Raw genomic sequence first — 17,157 nt, forward strand, 5'->3', positions numbered from 1 at the left:
TCTTAGGCTATCGAGAGATTCATTATTCAAAAGCCATCATTGCAATCCATCCGTCATGATTATCAAAACCAATTATCAACAACGTTTGATCCCTGTGATTCGCTATCTCGAGAACCACTTTGATACACCTCTAAACCTAGAAGAAGTGGCTCGTCTGGCTCACCTTTCTCCTTACCATTTTCATCGCATCTTTAAAGCGGTCACTGGTGAGACGCTTAATGAATACTTGCGTCGCCTTCGACTGGAAAAGATTGCCAATCTGCTGTTTTACAGCAAACCCAGCGTGACTGAGGTAGCGCTAGACTATGGATTCTCCAGTTCGCAAAGCTTAGCGAAAGCATTTCGGCAGCATTTTGGACTTACGCCCTCACAGATTCGACAGTGTGAAACGCTTGAACAGTTTGCTCTGGTGCTACAAGAGAGCAAGATAGGACACACGCTGCGCAAGAATGGACACGAAGCACTCACTGAACCCTCATACACTGGAGGGGAATCACAAACATGGAGTAGCACAATGGATATTCAAACATTCCCAGCCAGTAAAATTGCCTATATTCGTGTCACTGGTGAGTACGGCAAAAACTACGAACCAGCCACACAAAAGTTATATCAATGGGCAGGACCACGTGGTTTGGCGGGCAACACCTGTATTTTCATTTATCACGATAACCCTGAGATTACCCCTGCGGACAAATGTCGAACGGACATCTGCTTGCTCAACTGTGAAAATGCGGAGGGAAATGGCGAGATCGAAATCAAAGACTTTCCTGGCGGTGAGTATGCGTTCATCCGTAAAACCATTACCGATAACGCGCAATATGCCACCGCGTGGGACGAGTTGATGGCACGGCTTGTCGAGCGTGGCTTGGAGTCGGATGAGCGTCCTTGCTTTGAGCTGTATCATTCCTATGATCCACAGACCCAGCACGCGGATGTCAGTTTCTGCACTGCCGTTACAGCCTAGATCGAAACTGGGTGAGCGGTTGCTCACCCATGCTCACAAACAAAACGTATTAATGTCAGATAATTCATAAAAATAAGCGATAAAACAACAAAGTCAAATGCAAACGTTTTATTAACAAAAACATCATTGACAGCCTTATTTTCATCACCATAATACGCGCCGTTTACCCAAAATTTGGGTCTATAATGACTATTCTATTGTATCGTGGAGGTAAAAATGGCGGCCGATAATAACTTCAGTTTGGGCCCGGTTCCCAACTCAGCCAGAAAAGGCGTTGCGTCTTTAACCATGGTGATGTTAGGGCTCACTTTCTTCTCCGCGAGTATGTGGACGGGCGGTTCACTCGGTACTGGACTCTCATTTAACGATTTCTTCCTCGCTGTTCTCATTGGTAACCTCATCCTCGGTATTTACACTTCTTTCCTAGGTTACATCGGCGCTTCTACTGGTCTCTCTACTCACCTTCTTGCTCGTTTCTCTTTTGGCTCTAAAGGCTCTTGGCTTCCCTCAGCACTGCTTGGTGGTACACAAGTCGGTTGGTTTGGTGTTGGCGTGGCGATGTTTGCGATTCCAGTCAACAAAGCGACAGGCATTGATACCAATACCCTCATCATCATTTCTGGTCTATTAATGACAGCGACGGTTTACTTCGGTATCTCTGCGCTGATGGTGTTATCTGCCATTGCTGTACCCGCAATTGCCCTGCTCGGTGGATATTCAGTGATCGAAGCGGTCAACAGCGTAGGTGGTGTGGCAGAGTTGCAAAAAGTACAACCAGCGCAACCTATCGACTTTTCAGTGGCACTAGCAATGGTCGTTGGCTCATTCGTCAGCGCGGGTACCCTGACTGCGGACTTCGTACGATTCGGCAAAAAGCCAAAAGGTGCAGTGATGGTCACTATGGTGGCATTCTTTATCGGCAACTCACTGATGTTTATCTTTGGTGCTGCGGGCGCGGCAGTCACTGGTCAATCCGATATCTCCGAAGTGATGATTGCGCAAGGTCTGCTTATCCCGGCGATCATTGTGCTTGGTTTGAATATCTGGACCACCAACGACAACGCGCTTTACGCATCCGGTCTAGGCTTCTCAAACATCACAGGCTTGCCAAGCAAATACATCTCCATGGTGAACGGTTTGGTCGGCACGTTATGCGCGCTATGGTTGTACAATAACTTTGTCGGCTGGTTGACCTTCCTGTCGCTTGCCATTCCACCCATTGGTGGCGTCATCATTGCGGATTTCTTTATCAACCGTAAACGTTATTTCAATTTCGCCGCAGCAGAGTTCCAAACGGTCAACTGGGCTGGCATTATCGCCGTAGCGATTGGTGTGGCCGCAGGTCACTTCCTTCCAGGTGTAGTACCTGTCAACGCGGTACTCGGCGGCACAATCAGCTACCTAATTCTCAATCCTATTCTAAATAAAAAGAGACTGGCCGAGCTGCCAGCGTAAGGAACCCTCATGACAACACTATTGATCAAGAACGCAACGCTTAAAGGACAGGAAGGTCTCCAGCAAATTTTGATTGAGGATGGTCAATTCACGCGTATTGAAGACAACAATGTCGAACTCAGTTACACCGGTGACGTTCTTGATGCCGAGGGCGGCATGGCGGTCGCCCCGTTCTGTGAGCCGCACATTCACCTAGACACCACGCAAACCGCGGGTGAGCCAAGCTGGAATATCTCTGGGACACTTTTCGAAGGCATCGAGCGTTGGGCTGAGCGCAAAGGAATGCTGTCGATTGAAGATGTCAAATCACGCGCGAAGCAAACACTTAAGTGGCAAATCGCCAACGGTGTGCAACACGTTCGTACTCACGTTGACGTATCGGACCCAACACTCATTGCCTTAAAAGCGATGGTGGAAGTGCGTGAAGAGATGAAAGAGTGGGTCGACATCCAAATCGTTGCGTTTCCGCAAGAAGGCATTCTTTCTTACCCGAACGGCAAAGAGTTGCTAGAAGAAGCGGTTCAATTAGGTGCGGATGTGATTGGTGCAATTCCTCACTTTGAGTTTACTCGTGAATACGGCATTGAGTCGCTGCATTACGTTTTTGAACTGGCACAAAAATACGACCGTTTGATCGATGTGCACTGTGATGAAATTGATGATGAGCAATCACGTTTTGTTGAAACGCTGGCAGCGCTAGCGCACAAGTTCAACATGGGTCACAAGGTAACCGCAAGCCATACAACGGCGATGGGCTCATACAACGGTGCGTACGCCTCTCGCCTCTTCCGTTTGCTGCGCATGTCGGGCATCAACTTCGTGGCGAACCCGCTGGTCAACATCCACCTTCAAGGTCGCTTTGATGACTACCCAAAACGTCGTGGTGTGACTCGCGTAAAAGAGATGCTCAACGCCAACATCAACGTCTGTTTTGGTCACGATGACGTGTTTGATCCTTGGTATCCGCTCGGCACAGCAAACATGCTGCAAGTGCTGCACATGGGTCTGCATGTTTGCCAAGTGATGGGATACGACCAAATCAACAACTCACTTGATCTGATCAGCACCAACTCAGCGCGTACGCTGAACATTCAAGACAAGCACGGTATTGAAGCAGGTAAACCTGGTAGCTTGCTGATCCTTCCAGCGGAAAATGGTTTTGATGCTGTGCGTCGCCAAGTGCCGGTTCGTTACTCTGTTCGTCACGGTAAAGTGATTGCGGAAACGCAACCTGCGACAACGCACATCCACCTTGGTGAGCGTGAACAAGTCACTTTTCAGCGCTAACATTGGTGATAAATGCCTTTGAAGACGAAATTGGCCCATCGGGCCAATTTTTTCATTCAACCCCATTAATATGGAATCAATATCACATAGATATTAAGTAATTTAATAATAAATTGTGGAATATTTGCGCACTTAAAAAATCACGACTAGTGTTAACACAACCCAGTGAACCTGAAAAGAGATAGCGAATTTTCAGAATTCACTAACAACGTCACACTCACAACTCTCATATCAATGATAATAACTCAACATTAAACGGCTCCCTTAGGAGCCGTCTTTGTTGCTAGAAAATCAACCCATAAAATATTGATTTTATTCGTTATCATTTTCTCAGCGCGTTGAGTTTGGCTTGAGCAATACCAAAGATAGTGTCAATGGGGTAGCTGCCATCATCGGTGGGCTCGCCCGCCGATTTGCCGGTAAAGATCTCAATCGCTTCAGTGACATGATCAATCGCCCAAATATGGAAATCGCCTTTTTCTACGGCTTTAACAATATCTGGTCTCAACATCAGATTATGCACATTCGAGCGTGGAATAATCACCCCTTGTTGATCATGACGACCTTTGATAGCACACACATCAAAGAAGCCTTCGATCTTCTCGTTTACCCCGCCAATCGGCTGTGACTCACCAAATTGGTTCATCGAGCCGGTGATCGCGATATCCTGTCGGTTTGGCTGTTTAGAAAACGCCGACACAACGGCACACAACTCCGCCATGCTGGCGCTGTCACCATCCACACCGCCATACGATTGCTCAAACGTAATCGTCGTCGTCAGTGGCACCTTAGCGTTGCGGCCAAATACCGATGAGAGGTAAGCCGACAATATCATCACGCCTTTAGAGTGAATGCTGCCTCCCAAATCCACGCTACGTTCAATATCGATCACCTCACCATCACCATAACAAGTGGTGGCAGTAATACGGTTTGGCGCGCCAAATGCGTGATCACTGGTACTCAAAACAGAAAGTGCATTTACTTGGCCCACCGCACTACCTTCGGTACGAATTAACGTGGTGCCATTAATAAATCCTTCCATCACAGCATCTTGCAATCGGCTCACTCGCATTTCTTGATTGCTCAGAGCCTCCTCAACGTGACCGATGCGGATCATGTTAGAGTTAGATTGCTTGGCCACATAGTTCGACTCACGTAGCAAATTGGCAATGTGCGCCGAATGCAATGAGAGCTTGCCTTGGTCGCCCACTAGACGAGAGCTGTGCTCAATGATGCGCGCAATGGCTTTCTTATCGCAATGCAGCATGCCATTGTCGTGCACCACACTGGAGATAAAGCGCGCGTACTGAAGTTCAGACTCCGGTGTACGCTTCATTTCATCTTCAAAATCGGCCGTGACTCGGAACAGCTCGCTGAACTCTGGATCGTAGTGTTGCAACAACTGATACGTGCGATAGTCGCCAAACAAAATGATCTTGATGTCGAGCGGGATCGGTTCCGGATCAAGTGACACCGCACCAGTCAAGGTCACCTCTTTTTCTAACGAGGTAAAGCTAAGCTGACGAGAACGAAGCGCTCGTTTCAAACCATCCCACACGTACGGCTGCTCAAGCACTTTTTGTGCATCCATCAACAGCACGCCACCATTGGCTTTGTGCAAGCTACCCGCACGAATTAAGGAGAAATCTGTAAATACCGTGCCTTTGAATGTCGCGGTTTCAATCGAGCCGAACAGCGTGTGATAGTTCGGTGTCTCTTCTACCACAATAGGAAACTCACCCGTCTTGCGACTCACTAGCACGTTCACTTTGTAGCGGCGCGGCAGTTTCTTATCAAGAGAAGCGGTGGCCACTTCACCTTGCTCACCCGTCTCTTCCAAAAAGATATCGGCGTTTTCGATGATGTCTTTTTGCAGTTCCGTTAAATAAGTTTTAATCTCTGGATATTGTGAATAATCGAGTTTAAGTTGCTTGATAAAGTGCGTAATCACATCGCGAGTCACATCATCATTGAGCTTTTTTATCTTCTCACTGTAAGACTCTTCCCACTCCGTTAAGTGGCGCACCATCGAACGAAGGTTCACTTCAAGCTCGTCGATACTGGCACCAAAGTACTCCTGCTCTTTACGGCTTAGAGCATCAAAAGTCTCTTCTGTATGCAGCTCTTCACCGTTCAACGCGACAAACTGGTAATCACCTTGTGTGGTGATTGTCAGGCTAATGCCTTTTTCTTTGGCATCTTTCGTAATACGCTCGAGTTCTTGTTCCTGCTTTTGTACCAGTTGGTTTTTCAGCTTATCGGCGCGTGAATAATACATTTCATTATCAAACGCCAGCGGCATTGCGTTGACCAACTTGGTCATCAGCTTCTCAATATCATTACGGAACTGAACGCCCACCCCTTGCGGTAACTTGAGCACTTTTGGGGTGCGAATATCTTCGAAGTTCGCGACATAGCACCAATCATACAATGCATTCACGTCATGTTGATGGCGGTTTAAATAGCGCAAAATCATCGTACGCTTACCTAGGCCATTCTGGCCAATGGCGTAGATGTTGTAACCTTTTTCCTTGATTGACATAGCAAACTCAACCGCTTTTTGAGCGCGTTCTTGCCCCACAATCTCGTCAATCGGAGCCAACTCCTTGGTTGACTTACATGGCAGTTGTTCTAATTCAGCCACAGAATAGAGTTGTGCTGCGGATAATCTTTGAATCGCCATAGCTGCCTCCTTGTTTATTGTTCTTGTCATTCTTCCCAGTTAGCTCAATCCATTCTTCGCTATATTGAGCTCTCAGGAGGTTCTTTACTCCACACTACCTCAAGTCTAGTCGGAAATAATAGAATTTTTAGTGACTTATGCAACACGCCAGCGCAAGTGAGCAGAAATGCAGCAATTGTTAAACAAATTAAGACAAATGATATGAACTTGCATTTGATAATAATTTTCATTTAAACTTCAAGAATCGCGTTTTAGACAGGAGAGTAAAGTGAACATCGAACAATGCTGGATGCGCTTTCTTAAAGCCCAAGAGTTAATGGAACAAGGTCATTGGCCGGAAGCTCATCACTTATTTAGTGAAGTGCTCACTTACTTGCCTACCCATATTCAGTCAGCCGCACATGACTGTGAACTCAAACCGTGTCAGCTCGTTTGTTTGCTCAGCGGATTACGTGACGCCAGTATCATGCAGTCTGAACTGTATAACCGCATGGGGCTCTATCAAGACGCTTTTTCTACCCTCAACAACACCTATGCTCTGTTCCAATTTGTGGCACTGGAGCAAAGTGAACTCATTCAACGTGTGCACTCCATGTTAAGCAAACATTGCGATGATTTGCTCTCGTACATGACGGCGTTTTGCCGAGCACAACGTAATGCGCAATGGATGCTGGAGTTAGATCACGTCAACCGCGCACACGCGCAGTTTGCAACGCTACAGCTTTTTAATGGTAGCGCTCCACAGCACGCTTCTCGCGTCCTTAACTAAGACAAGGAATTACAATGTCATCAAGAACCATTCTTACGGTGAACAACCTCTCGGTCAGTTTTAAGACCAACGATGGAATCGTCGATGCAGTTAAGAATGTTAGCTTCGATCTCCAAGCTGGAGAAACCCTCTCGATTGTTGGTGAATCTGGCTCTGGCAAGTCTGTCTCTTCCAGTGCTTTGATGAAACTGTTGCCCAATAACGCGATTGTCCATCCGGATTCCTCGATTTTATTTGAAGGGGAATCGATTCTTGAGAAATCAGAGCAAGCGATGCGCAAGGTCCGGGGCGATCGCATCGGGATGATTTTCCAAGAGCCAATGACGTCACTCAATCCGTTTATGCGTGTGGGCATCCAAGTTGCAGAAGCAATAATGTGTCACCGTAAGGTGACGCAAAAACAGGCCAAACACCGGGTACTCGAGTTGTTCGAACTCGTTCATTTGCCGAATCCGCAACAGGCTTATTCAAAATTCCCTCACGAATTTTCTGGTGGTCAATTGCAACGCATCATGATCGCAATGGCGTTGATCAATGAACCCGAAATTTTGATTGCCGACGAACCCACGACCGCACTAGATGTTACCGTTCAAGCGGAAGTGCTCTATCTGATCAAAGAGATTCAAGCCAAAATGGGCATGGCGATTCTGTTCATCACCCATGATTTGGGCGTGGTGAAACATTTGGCCGATCGCGTGCTGGTGATGTGCAAAGGGGAAGTCGTTGAAGAAGGGAGCACGCAAGCGTTGTTTGCCAACCCTCAGCACGACTATACCAAGATGCTGATCAATTCGATTCCTAAGGGAAGCAAAGAAGCGGTTGATGAATCTGCCCCGATGCTGCTCAAAGCGCAAGACATTCGTGTTAAGTTTCTCGTTAAACCGCACTTTTTACCGAGTCGAAACCAATACTTCGAAGCAGTCAAAGGCATCTCGCTGCAATTAAAGCAAGGCGAAACACTCGGTATCGTCGGTGAGTCGGGTTCTGGAAAATCGACACTCGGTCGCGCGCTCATCGGTTTGTTGCCTTCCACTGGTGAGATCGAATTTCAAGGTCAATCACTTGCTCAATTGAGCGAAAAAGCACGTTTTGACCTCAAGAAACAAGTACAGATGGTGTTTCAAGACCCATATGGTTCGTTGTCACCGCGTATGACAGTGGGCGAAATCATCACCGAAGCGTTGACGGTTCACCGCCCTGAGCTAAGCAAGCAGCAGCGTATGAGCATGGCACGCGAAGCGCTGGAAGAAGTGCGTTTGGATCCGACGTCGATCAATCGTTATCCACACGAATTTTCCGGTGGCCAGCGTCAGCGCATTGCAATTGCACGGGCGTTGATCCTCAAACCTGCGTTTATTCTGCTCGATGAACCCACCTCGGCACTGGATCGCTCTGTTCAGCTTACGGTCATCGACCTGCTTAAAGATCTGCAGAAAAAATACAACATTGGCTATCTGTTTATTAGCCATGATCTTTCAGTGGTTAAAGCCTTGTCTGATCGCGTCCTGGTGATGCAAAAAGGTGAAGTGATGGAGCAAGGCAGTGCTGACGATATTTTCCACCAGCCGCAAAGTGACTACACCAAAAAGCTCATCAGCGCGTCGTTTGATCTCGATGAGCCACAGATTGAAGAAGTCGCTTAAGTCGACCCAAACGAGGACCAACTCGCAAGTTCACATTACAATGTCAATGGAAAAAGTAGAACATGGCTGTTCTTTGGCTTGGCCGCCAACCCAATAGTGACTTGGGCTGAAAATAAGCGTCACAAACAAAAATGCCGCGACCATATCGCGGCATTTTTACATCCCTTAGATGAGTAAACGGATTACTTTAATGCGGTGATTCCCATATTGAACAGCGTAAACGCATAGATATCTGCGGAGAGATCAATCATTTTACTCATCGGCATACCCGCGCCGTGCCCGGCATTGACATCAATTCGGATCAATACCGGATTCACGCCTTGGTGCTTCTCTTGCAGCTCGGCAATGAACTTATAAGAGTGCGCAGGCACAACACGATCATCGTGATCGGCCGTGGTCACAAGGGTTGCTGGGTAGGCTGTACCTTCCTTGACGTTGTGTACCGGAGAGTAGCCCAACAAATACTGGAACATCTCTTCACTTTGCGCCGAGGTGCCGTAGTCGTATTTCCAACCTTCACCAGAGGTGAAAGTGTGGTAGCGCAGCATATCCAACACCCCAACTGCAGGCAGTGCCACTTTGAAGAGTTCTGGCCGCTGAGTCATACAGGCACCCACAAGCAAACCACCATTTGAACCACCACGAATCGCCAAATAGTCCGAACTGGTGTATTGCTGTTCAATTAAATATTCTGCAGCGGCAATAAAGTCATCAAACACGTTCTGCTTTTGCAATTGCGTTCCAGCATTATGCCAAGCCTTGCCGTATTCGCCGCCACCACGTAAGTTAGCGACCGCGTAAACGCCACCCAACTCAAGCCAACTCGCCACCATGCCTGAGAAGGCAGGCGTCAAACTGACATCGAAACCACCGTAACCATAGAGAATCGTCGGATTTTTACCGTTGAGTTCAATCCCTTTCTTATAGGAGATGATCATCGGGATCAAGGTGCCATCTTTCGATGGGTAGAACACCTGTTGAGATTCGTATTGGTGACGATCAAACGGCGCTTTAGACTCTTGGAACACCTGCGATTCACCGCTGTTCACATCCAGCGAGAAAATCGTCGGCGGTGTGACGTAATTGGTGAATGTGTAGTAGAGCGTGGTTTGGCTTTTCTTCCCTTCGAGCCCCGTTGCGGTGCCTTCTCCGGGCAGCGTAATTTCTCGAACTTTTTCCCCTTGGTTGCTGTACTGCACGACTTTTGACAGCACATCAACCATGTAGGTCGCAAAAAGATAACCACCTGCCGCAACCACCTCGAGAGGCTGATCTTGCTCGGCGATTAAATCACGCCATTGACCACTTTCAATGTCCACACTCACTACTTTACCGTTTGGCGCATCCAAGTTGGTGTAGAGAAGAAACTCACGGTCGGTCGAATCCAGCAAATGCGTATCAGAGTCCACATGATCCAACAAGGTGTAAATCTGGCGCTCATCACTTTGCAGATCGACATAAAACAAGCGGTTACCCGACGTTGACTCGTGGCCACTGATTACCAAGTAGCGATCGTCTTCGCTTGTCTGTCCATAAACGTAGCGATGCAGTTCGCCTTCCGCCTCGCCGAAAACCAACACATCATCGGATTGTGGCGTGCCCAGTTGATGGTAATAGAGTTTGTGCTGTTCTGTTCTGGCTGACAGCTCGCTGCCTTGCGGCTTGTCATAACGCGAGTAGTAAAAGCCTTGATTGCCCAACCACGACACACCAGTAAATTTCGCATCGACAATTTCAGGTTCGATTTGCTCACCTGTTTCGGCATCGATCACAAAAATCTTGCGCCAGTCACTTCCCCCTTCAGAAATGGTGTACGCCACCAGCGAGTCATCTTTTGAGAAAAACACGCCAGAAAGTGAGGTCGTGCCATCGTCAGAAAACCCGTTCGGGTCAAGAAATACCTGCGCAGCTTCATCACCTTTGCGGCGATAGAGGACACTTTGGTTTTGTAAGCCGTCATTTTTGTAGAAGTAGGTGTATTCCCCATGCACAAAAGGCTGAGAAGATTTTTCGTAATCTTGACTCGCGGCGATTTGCTCTCTGAGTTGCTGGCGAAAACCAATCTGGCCTAGATAGTCAAATGTGATGGCGTTTTGCCCTGATACCCACTCTGTGGTTTCTGCACTGCGATCGTCTTCTAACCAACGATAGGGATCGGCCACCGCATGGCCAAAGTAATGATCAACAATTGGGTCTTTACGTGTTTTGATGTATTGCATAACGTCCTTGTGACTCTTTGTGTGAAGCACTTTCTATAAAAAGCATGAAGGCCAAATGGCCTTCATGCTTTAGGGTTTGCTTATGGTTGTAATGAGAATAATTTTCACCCCTTAACTTAGGGCTTACTGCGCGGTTTTCAAGGTAAAGATTGCAACATTTCTTGAAATGATGACTCAATCGCAATTTATTACTTATCATCAATCAAAGTCAGTGCCTCTCAATATCAGCAACACTCAAAAATAGTGGGAAATGGTCAGATAACGCTCTCGAATATGTTCAATTAATAAACGCACTTTATTCGGTGGCTGGCGAGTGAACGGATAGACCGCATAGATGCCCAATTTTTTACCAACTTGTTCTGGAAAAATATCCACCAGCTGACCATTACGAAAATCGTGGTACACCAAGCAGCGAGGAACATAGGCAATACCATGGCCACCTAACGCCGCTTTGCGCAAAGCCGTTGCGTTGTCGGTCGAAAAACACCCTGCCACTCGCACAATGTAGTTGCCTTTTTCCCCCTTAAACTCCCACTCCGACGCTCCTGTGGTTTGGTAGGCATACTGCAAGCAGTTGTGTTGAGTTAAATCAGAAGGGATTAGCGGTTTGCCATGTTTGGCAATGTAGGAAGGAGAAGCGCACACCACCCATTGGGAGTCGAGAATGTGCCTAGCAATCAAGCTGGAATCCTCAAGATAGCCGGTGCGAATGACCAGATCATAGCCGCCTGACACGAGGTCAACAAATCGGTTATCTAACGACATATCGACGGTTAATCCTGGGTGCTGGTTACAAAATTCGGCAACCGCATCCGCCAATATCAAATCACCCGAAATCGTCGGTACCGACATTTTGATATGGCCACTGACATTCTCTCCAAAGCCTGCAACGGCATCCATAGCCTCCTGAGTGGCTTGCTTCACATTTTTGGCACTATGCAGTAACGCCTTGCCCGCCTCGGTCAACGTCAATTTTCGCGTTGTCCGATATAATAATTGAGCGCCAATTTCTTCTTCAAGTCGCGCAATTCTTTTACTAACCACCGAATTTGTAAGGCTATTTTCTTCAGCCACCTTACTAAAACTGCCCTTTTCAACCACTTGGCTAAATAAGATTAAGTCATCTGCACGCATTGGATTATGTCATTTTTGGAAGGAATGATTTTCATTATTTCCCTATATCAATAAAAAATAAAGGGGTAAATTCACGCCAAATTAACAAGCCCATTACAAAAACAATAAGCTTTTTTCAATTATCCGTGTCAGTTGAACACTGCAATTGGAAGTCAGACCAACCTGATACCCCTACTCCATCAAGGTTGATCAAGCTGTACGAGGAAGTACTTATGAGTGAAACATTGTTAGCCCTTTTGGCCTTTTCGCCAATTGTGGTCGCTGCCATCCTACTGGTCGGTCTTAACTGGCCTGCTAAAAAAGCCATGCCAGTTGCCTTCGCACTCACTGTGGTGATTGCACTCTTTGGTTGGGACATGTCCACCACCCGCGTGATCGCCTCTGTGCTGCAAGGCCTTGGCATTACCGTCTCCGTGTTGTGGATTGTATTTGGCGCTATTTTCCTGCTGAACACGTTGAAACACACCGGAGCCATCACCACTATTCGCAACGGCTTTACCGATATCTCCGCTGACCGCCGCGTACAGGCGATCATTATCGCTTGGTGTTTCGGTTCTTTTATTGAAGGCGCATCTGGTTTTGGTACGCCCGCTGCGATTGCCGCACCTCTTCTGGTCGCCATTGGTTTTCCCGCGCTTGCGGCGGTACTGATGGGAATGATGATCCAATCCACACCGGTTTCTTTTGGTGCCGTTGGGACACCCATTATTGTCGGTGTGAACAAAGGTCTTGATACGCATAACATCAGCGAAGCCTTGATCGCTCACGGCTCAAGTTGGGATATTTACCTACAGCAAATCACTTCAAGCGTGGCGATGATCCACGCCACTGTTGGCACCATCATGCCAGTGCTGATGGCAATGATGCTGACACGCTTCTTTGGCAAAAATCGCAGTTGGAGTGAAGGGTTAGATATTCTTCCGTTCGCCCTATTTGCGGGTTTCGCTTTCACTGTCCCTTATGCCTTAACTGGCGTTTTCTTAGGCCCTGAGTTTCCTTCTTTGATTGGTGGTTTGGTCGGTCTTGCTATTGTAGTAACGGCGGCCAAAAAAGGCTTTCTCGTGCCGAAGTCACAATGGGATTTTGAAGCCGAGGACAAATGGCCAGCAGAATGGTTAGGCTCACTCAAAATCGATCTTGAACAAGTGCAAGGCAAACCGATGAGTCTGGTAAAAGCTTGGACACCTTACGTGCTTTTGGCAGTGATTCTCGTCGCCAGCCGCGTGAGTGCTGATTTCAAAGCCCTGTTAACGGGTATCAGCATCAGTTCTGGGACTATCTTAGGCGAAGCTGGCATCAGTACAGCGTTCCAACCACTTTATTTACCTGGTGGCATCTTAGTGTTTGTCGCGCTACTTGCCGTGCTCATTCAAGCTGGCAGCCTCAAACCAATGGCAAAAGCGCTGGGCGAATCCAGTAAAACCCTCGTTGGAGCTGGCTTTGTACTCATCTTCACCATTCCAATGGTTCGCATATTTATCAACTCGGGTGTCAACGCGGCGGATCTCGCCAGTATGCCCGTCACCACCGCAAATTTCGCCGCTGACTTAGTTGGCTCTGCATTTCCGGCGTTGAGTGCCACCGTTGGTGCCTTGGGGGCATTCATCGCCGGTTCCAATACTGTGTCAAATATGATGTTCAGCCAGTTTCAATTTGAAGTGGCGCAAACCTTGACCATCTCCAGCGCGGTTGTGGTAGCACTGCAAGCGGTGGGCGCGGCAGCGGGTAACATGATCGCCATTCACAACGTGGTTGCCGCTTCTGCCACTGTTGGGCTGCTCGGTCGCGAAGGTGCGACGCTGCGCAAAACCATTATCCCAACTTTCTACTACCTTGTAGTCACGGGCATCATCGGTTTGACACTGATTTACGGTTTGCAGATCACCGATGCACTCATGACACCGTAGATAGCCAGATTCATAACGACAACGAGTGGCAGGTGCAACCTGCCGCCAAACCAATATGGCGTAGCGGTCGCATACCCCGACAACCATAGCGTAGTCACTGCGCTATCCGCTGACCACTACGCCATTCTTTACACGGGAGCACTGCCAATGCGTATTTATCCGGCAAAACCTGACAAAGTTTATTTCTACGCCACTTGCCTCGTCGACATGTTTGACCCAGAAGCAGGGCTCGATGCCATGACACTACTCGAGCAGCAAGGCATTGACGTTATCTTTGTTGAAAAACAAACCTGTTGCGGCCAGCCAGCTTACTCTTCTGGATACGATGAAGAAGCCAAACAAGTTGCCCTCAGCCAAATTGAATTATTTCCGCAAAGCTACCCCGTGATTGTGTTATCGGGATCGTGTGGCGGTATGATGCATCATCATTACCGACGTCTTTTTAAAGGCGATTCGCACGAAGCCCAAGTGAGCCAATTCTGTGACCGAGTTTTTGAGCTCACCGAATTTCTCGTCAATGTGTGTCGTGTCAAGCTCAATGACCAAGGTCAACCAACCTCAGTGGTGATGCACACTTCCTGCGCGGCTCGTCGGGAAATGAATGTGCATGTCACCGCAACAGAACTGCTTTCACAACTCGATAATGTTGAACTGCGCATGCAAGATTACGAAAGCGAGTGCTGCGGCTTTGGCGGGACATTCTCTGTTCGTCATCCCAACATTTCTCAAGCCATGGTGGAAGACAAAACTCGCCATATCGAGGCCACTGCCGCTGAGACACTCGTTAGCGCAGACTGGGGCTGCTTGCTCAATATCAACGGGGCATTTGAATATCAAGGTAAAGCGATCAAAGGTCGCCACTTGGCCAGTTTTCTACTCGAACGAACTGGGGGGAAAGCCTAATGTCACAAACTCCGCAACAGTTCCATCAGCAAGCCAAAGTCGCACTCGCGGACCCGCAGCTCAGAGCCAACTTCCGTGGTGCGATGGATTATCTGCGCGACAAACGTAAACTCGCCTTTGCCGATCCTGCCGAGGAAAAAGCGATTCGAGATCTGGCGGAAGCCATTCGTCAACGCTGCTTAAGCAAGTTACCGCAACTGCTAGAAAAGCTTGAGTTCAACTGCTATCGCAACGGTATTCATGTCCATTGGGCAGAAAATACTGACGAAGCCAATAGCATCATTGCCAGCATTGCTAACGCTCATCAGGCGAAAATGATCATCAAAGGTAAATCGATGGTCAGCGAAGAGATTGAGATGAACCATGAGATGGCGAAACTGGGGATTGAGTGCTTAGAGAGTGATATGGGGGAATACATCGTCCAACTCGACGGCGACAAGCCTTCCCATATCATCATGCCGGCCATCCACAAAAATAAGCAGGAAGTGAGTGATACCTTCGAGAAAAATCTCGACAACTTCACGCCAACAACCGATGTAGATGCTTTGATTCAAACTGGCCGCCAGCGCTTACGACAAAAATTTCACGATGCCGATATTGGTTTATCTGGCGTCAACTTTGCCGTTGCTGAAACAGGTACCTTGTGTTTGGTGGAAAACGAAGGGAACGGGCGCATGTCCACCACCGTGCCGAATGTGCACATTGCGATTACTGGCATTGAAAAGGTAGTGGAGTTTTTGACCGATGTGCCGCCGCTCTACAGCGCATTAACCCGTAGTGCGACCGGGCAAGCGATTACCACCTATTTCAATATGATTACCTCACCACGTAAAAATGGTGAAAAAGATGGCCCACAAGAAGTGCATTTGGTGCTACTTGATAATGGCCGCTCACAAGCTTATCAAGATGAAGAGTTACGCAAAACGCTGCAATGTATTCGCTGTGGCGCCTGCATGAATCACTGCCCTGTTTACACCAAAATTGGTGGCCATGCCTATGGCACCGTCTATCCCGGCCCTATTGGTAAGATCATCTCTCCTCATTTACTAGGATTGGAAAAAACACAGGATCTTGTTACCGCATCAAGCCTTTGCGGCGCTTGTGGAGAAGTATGCCCGGTACGCATCCCCATTCCTGAAATGTTGCAACGCCTGCGACGAGAAGCAAAAAATGATCCCATGCCAAACCATGCTCCACTTCGCGGCCAAAACGCGGCGCACAGTGGGTTGGAAACGGCAGCAATGAAAGGCTTTGCTTACGCCGCTAGCCATCCCTCGCTCTACCATGCAGGCACGGCCATCGCCAGCAAAATGCGTAACCTACTTCCGGCAAATCTCGGGCCTTGGACACAATGCCGCACTGCGCCAAAACCGGCAGAAAAATCCTTACACCAATTGATGGCAGAAAAACGCAAAAGAGGTGAATCATGAGCCATGCGAAAAACAACATACTCAATCGCCTCAAAGCCGCCAACGCGATTGAAAAAAGTTCTGCGCACTTGAGTTATCAACCATGGGGACACGAACAGAATGTCACTCAGGATGAAAAAGTGCGCCGCTTCATCACTGCCATGGAAGCCAGCCACGCCGAAATGCACACGATAGAAGCGTCACAACTCGAATCCACCATCGCACGTATTGTGTCAGACAAAGCGTGTCAAACCGCCGCCATTGGCACGGATGGAGAATACATTCACGCCTTTCGTAACGGGCTCGCTCAAGTGAAAGTGGTGGAATTTGAACGCCACATTGAAGAATGGAAGAGTGACCTTTTTAACCAAATCGATGTCGGCATTACTCATGTTTTAGCTGGTATTGCAGACACTGGTGCTTTGGTGTTGTGGCCAAGCGAATATGAGCCAAGAACCTTGTCCTTGGTGCCTCCCAAGCACATCGCCGTGATCAAACAATCGACTCTCAAGTGCAATTTCCTTGAGGTCATGGTGGAACAAGAGTGGGCGCATCATATGCCGACCAATGCACTGTTGATTTCTGGCCCGTCTAAAACGGCTGACATCCAACAAACTCTGGCCTATGGCGCGCACGGACCAAGTGAACTCGTGGTGTTATTACTTACCGATCAATAAGCGAAAAACGTAACCTCAGCCTCATCGTTGAGGTTTTGTTTCTCAGCCATTGTGACGTTTTCATACAAACATGGCACGATGCTTTAGCCCAAATAGAAAACATCAAG

At 48.0% G+C, this 17,157-nt stretch carries 12 protein-coding genes; 9 read left to right on the plus strand and 3 right to left on the minus strand.

The features are described from left to right. Positions 1 to 61: 61 nt before the first annotated feature. The 3 genes from PQQ36_RS03790 (at position 62) to PQQ36_RS03800 (ending at position 3,706) form a co-directional block, all read left to right on the plus strand. Complete coding sequence (locus PQQ36_RS03790; RefSeq protein WP_118894472.1) at positions 62 to 964, plus strand: AraC family transcriptional regulator; 903 nt, start codon at positions 62 to 64, stop codon at positions 962 to 964. A 216-nt stretch (positions 965 to 1,180) separates the two neighbouring features. Then, positions 1,181 to 2,419, plus strand: a complete 1,239-nt coding sequence (gene codB, locus PQQ36_RS03795; RefSeq protein ID WP_225470369.1) for a cytosine permease — start codon at positions 1,181 to 1,183, stop codon at positions 2,417 to 2,419. A gap of 9 nt (positions 2,420 to 2,428) precedes the next feature. Then, a complete protein-coding gene (locus tag PQQ36_RS03800) occupies positions 2,429 to 3,706 on the plus strand; it encodes a cytosine deaminase (protein WP_040110982.1) in 1,278 nt (425 codons plus the stop codon). Positions 3,707 to 4,028: 322 nt separating this feature from the next. On the opposite strand, the gene PQQ36_RS03805 is transcribed toward PQQ36_RS03800, so the two are convergent. Further along, complete coding sequence (locus PQQ36_RS03805) at positions 4,029 to 6,389, minus strand: Lon protease family protein (protein WP_040110983.1); 2,361 nt, start codon at positions 6,387 to 6,389, stop codon at positions 4,029 to 4,031. 268 nt (positions 6,390 to 6,657) lie between these two features. Between PQQ36_RS03805 and PQQ36_RS03810 the strand changes: the two genes are divergently transcribed. Next, positions 6,658 to 7,158, plus strand: a complete 501-nt coding sequence (locus PQQ36_RS03810; RefSeq protein ID WP_011152503.1) for a hypothetical protein — start codon at positions 6,658 to 6,660, stop codon at positions 7,156 to 7,158. 14 nt (positions 7,159 to 7,172) lie between these two features. Continuing rightward, positions 7,173 to 8,801, plus strand: a complete 1,629-nt coding sequence (locus tag PQQ36_RS03815; RefSeq protein WP_040110985.1) for an ABC transporter ATP-binding protein — start codon at positions 7,173 to 7,175, stop codon at positions 8,799 to 8,801. A 182-nt stretch (positions 8,802 to 8,983) separates the two neighbouring features. Here PQQ36_RS03815 and PQQ36_RS03820 read toward each other — a convergent pair whose 3' ends face one another. Both PQQ36_RS03820 and PQQ36_RS03825 read right to left on the minus strand, forming a co-directional pair. Continuing rightward, positions 8,984 to 11,020 carry a prolyl oligopeptidase family serine peptidase gene (locus PQQ36_RS03820; protein ID WP_273660353.1) on the minus strand — a complete coding sequence of 679 codons (2,037 nt, stop codon included), beginning with the start codon at positions 11,018 to 11,020 and terminating at the stop codon, positions 8,984 to 8,986. A gap of 234 nt (positions 11,021 to 11,254) precedes the next feature. Next, complete coding sequence (locus PQQ36_RS03825) at positions 11,255 to 12,154, minus strand: LysR family transcriptional regulator (protein ID WP_225500775.1); 900 nt, start codon at positions 12,152 to 12,154, stop codon at positions 11,255 to 11,257. A gap of 212 nt (positions 12,155 to 12,366) precedes the next feature. On the opposite strand from PQQ36_RS03825, the gene PQQ36_RS03830 reads away from it, so the two are divergent. The 4 genes from PQQ36_RS03830 (at position 12,367) to PQQ36_RS03845 (ending at position 17,050) form a co-directional block, all read left to right on the plus strand. After that, the gene (locus tag PQQ36_RS03830; RefSeq protein ID WP_273660354.1) at positions 12,367 to 14,061 is read left to right on the plus strand and encodes an L-lactate permease; all 1,695 of its coding nucleotides are present in this window, start codon (positions 12,367 to 12,369) and stop codon (positions 14,059 to 14,061) included. Positions 14,062 to 14,208: 147 nt separating this feature from the next. Further along, positions 14,209 to 14,964, plus strand: a complete 756-nt coding sequence (locus PQQ36_RS03835) for a (Fe-S)-binding protein (protein ID WP_273660356.1) — start codon at positions 14,209 to 14,211, stop codon at positions 14,962 to 14,964. Beyond that, complete coding sequence (locus PQQ36_RS03840; protein ID WP_273660357.1) at positions 14,964 to 16,394, plus strand: LutB/LldF family L-lactate oxidation iron-sulfur protein; 1,431 nt, start codon at positions 14,964 to 14,966, stop codon at positions 16,392 to 16,394. Before PQQ36_RS03835 ends, PQQ36_RS03840 begins: the two co-directional genes overlap by 1 nt. Beyond that, positions 16,391 to 17,050, plus strand: coding sequence for a LutC/YkgG family protein (locus PQQ36_RS03845; RefSeq protein ID WP_225465601.1), 660 nt, complete (start codon positions 16,391 to 16,393; stop codon positions 17,048 to 17,050). The genes PQQ36_RS03840 and PQQ36_RS03845 overlap by 4 nt, the downstream gene beginning before the upstream one ends. Positions 17,051 to 17,157 lie beyond the last annotated feature (107 nt).

It is taken from the genome of Vibrio sp. CCUG 15886, assembly GCF_028570825.1.
Lineage (GTDB): Bacteria > Pseudomonadota > Gammaproteobacteria > Enterobacterales > Vibrionaceae > Vibrio > Vibrio vulnificus_B.